The organism is Streptohalobacillus salinus (assembly GCF_003201605.1).
Classification (GTDB): Bacteria; Bacillota; Bacilli; order Bacillales; family Amphibacillaceae; genus Streptohalobacillus; species Streptohalobacillus salinus.
This window is the reverse complement of record NZ_QJJR01000031.1, coordinates 1-1,745: the sequence shown is the minus strand read 5'-3', so window position 1 is coordinate 1,745 and position 1,745 is coordinate 1. Positions and strand designations below refer to the sequence as shown.

Below are 1,745 nucleotides of genomic sequence, written 5' to 3'. Positions count from 1 at the left end.
TGAACTGATACGTGTCAAGTAGACAGTATTAAAAATAAAAACTTTGTTGTATAAGACTTATGCCTATCGCATAAGTCTTTTTTCTTCCTACGGAAGGTTAAGTCAACTTGCTATATTATATTGCTCACGCTTCATCAAGGGGGCTAATCCATCAAACTTTAAAGTAATTCTTCGTTTATTATAGTAATCGATGAATTTTTTTATACCACTTTCCAATTGAGAGAGTATGATAAATTTTTTACGATAATAATATTCTGATTTGATTAATCCAAAGAAGCGCTCGATCGGTTGATTATCTAAACAATACCCTGCTCGAGACATGCTTTGTTTAAACCCGTATTCTTCCATTAATCCGTTAAACATGTACGATGTATATTGCGATCCTCTATCACTATGAATCATTGGAGTCGCTTCTGGATTGGCTGTGAATGCTGATCGGATCGTTTCTTCCACTAATTCATTATTATTTCTATTAGAGAATTTATAAGACACAATCGATAAGTCAAAAAGATCAATAACTGCACTTAAATAGACCTTGTTCCCACCACTGTCTTTCATTTCTGTAATATCCGTACACCACTTTTGATTCGGTCTTTCAGAGACGAAGTCTCTATTTAAATGATTCTCTGCGATATGGTCTGGATTGATATGGGGATATATTTTCCTTTTCTTTCGTATAACGGACTGAATACCTAATGATCTCATGATACGTAAAACTGTTTTATCATCATGTAGGATACCCATACTTTTTAAAGCAAGATTGATTCTTCTATACCCGTATGTTTTATCTACTTCTGGATCATGGTAAATAAGATAAACCAATTCTTGCAAAAACAAGTCGGATTTTTCTTTTTCGGGAACTTTTCGGTTAAGCCATTTGTAATATGCAGATCGAGCGACACCTGAAATTATACATAATTCTTGAATAGGATAACCTTTTTCTTTGTTAAGAGATCGAATTGCTATATAGTTCGACGACTGACGGACTAACGATAATCCTCCATCGTTTGTTCGATCTCTTTTAACTTTTTTAGATAGTCATTCTCCATTTGAAGTCGTCGGCTGTTGAGCTGCTCTGCTTTTAAAGCATGCTCTAAGCGTTCCACATCTGACATTTCTCCAACTGACTTACTTTTTTGCCCTCTGCGGTCAATAAGCCCATCTTTCCCTTCTAATTCGTATTTTCGTACCCAGCCATATACCTGCTGGTAGGAAACCTTATAGGTTTCTGCGGTTTGATGGTAGTCCTTATTACTATCCAAAGCAGACTTTACAATGGCTAATCTTTCTTCAAGTGTTGTTTTTCTTCCTTTACTCATTGGATATCTTCCTCTACTAGTGTATTTGATACCACTAGTATACTCTTTCATCCAAACTGATAAAAGCGCATGAGAATTAGGATTAATTTTATACTTTCGTAAGACCGAACTTTGAGACTGGCCACTTAATAATTCATCTACGAGCTTTCTTTTGAAAGAATCGGTATAAATAGTTTTCTCTTTACTTTTTTGTAAACCTTGACTTCCATACTGCCTGTAAGCAGAAATCCACCTTTGCAACATTCTTTTATTACAACCATACTGTTTGGAAATCATTGATAGTGATCTTTCTCCATTCAAGCTACTCAATACTATTTCTAGCTTTTGGTCAGCTGTCCATTTCTTATTTTTACGCATAAAAAACACTCCTAATAAAGTAGTAGAATTTTTATTATTTCTACTGTCTACTTTATTAGGAGCATATCA

General features: G+C 34.6%; 2 protein-coding genes. Both read right to left on the bottom strand.

Translation table 11 applies throughout. The annotated features are described in order from the left end of the window. Positions 1-102: 102 nt before the first annotated feature. Entirely contained in the window at positions 103-960 is an 858-nt protein-coding gene (locus DES38_RS11865; RefSeq protein WP_342767383.1) for an IS3 family transposase, read from the bottom strand. A gap of 26 nt (positions 961-986) precedes the next feature. Beyond that, positions 987-1,676: a helix-turn-helix domain-containing protein gene (locus DES38_RS11860; RefSeq protein ID WP_170114400.1), complete on the bottom strand. Its 690-nt coding sequence runs from the start codon at positions 1,674-1,676 to the stop codon at positions 987-989. Positions 1,677-1,745: the final 69 nt, after the last annotated feature.

Coding starts and splice junctions, on each gene's coding strand:
- DES38_RS11860 (WP_170114400.1), bottom strand. CDS start 1,676: ATGCGTAAAAATAAGAAATGGACAGCTGACCAAAAGCTAGAAATAGTA.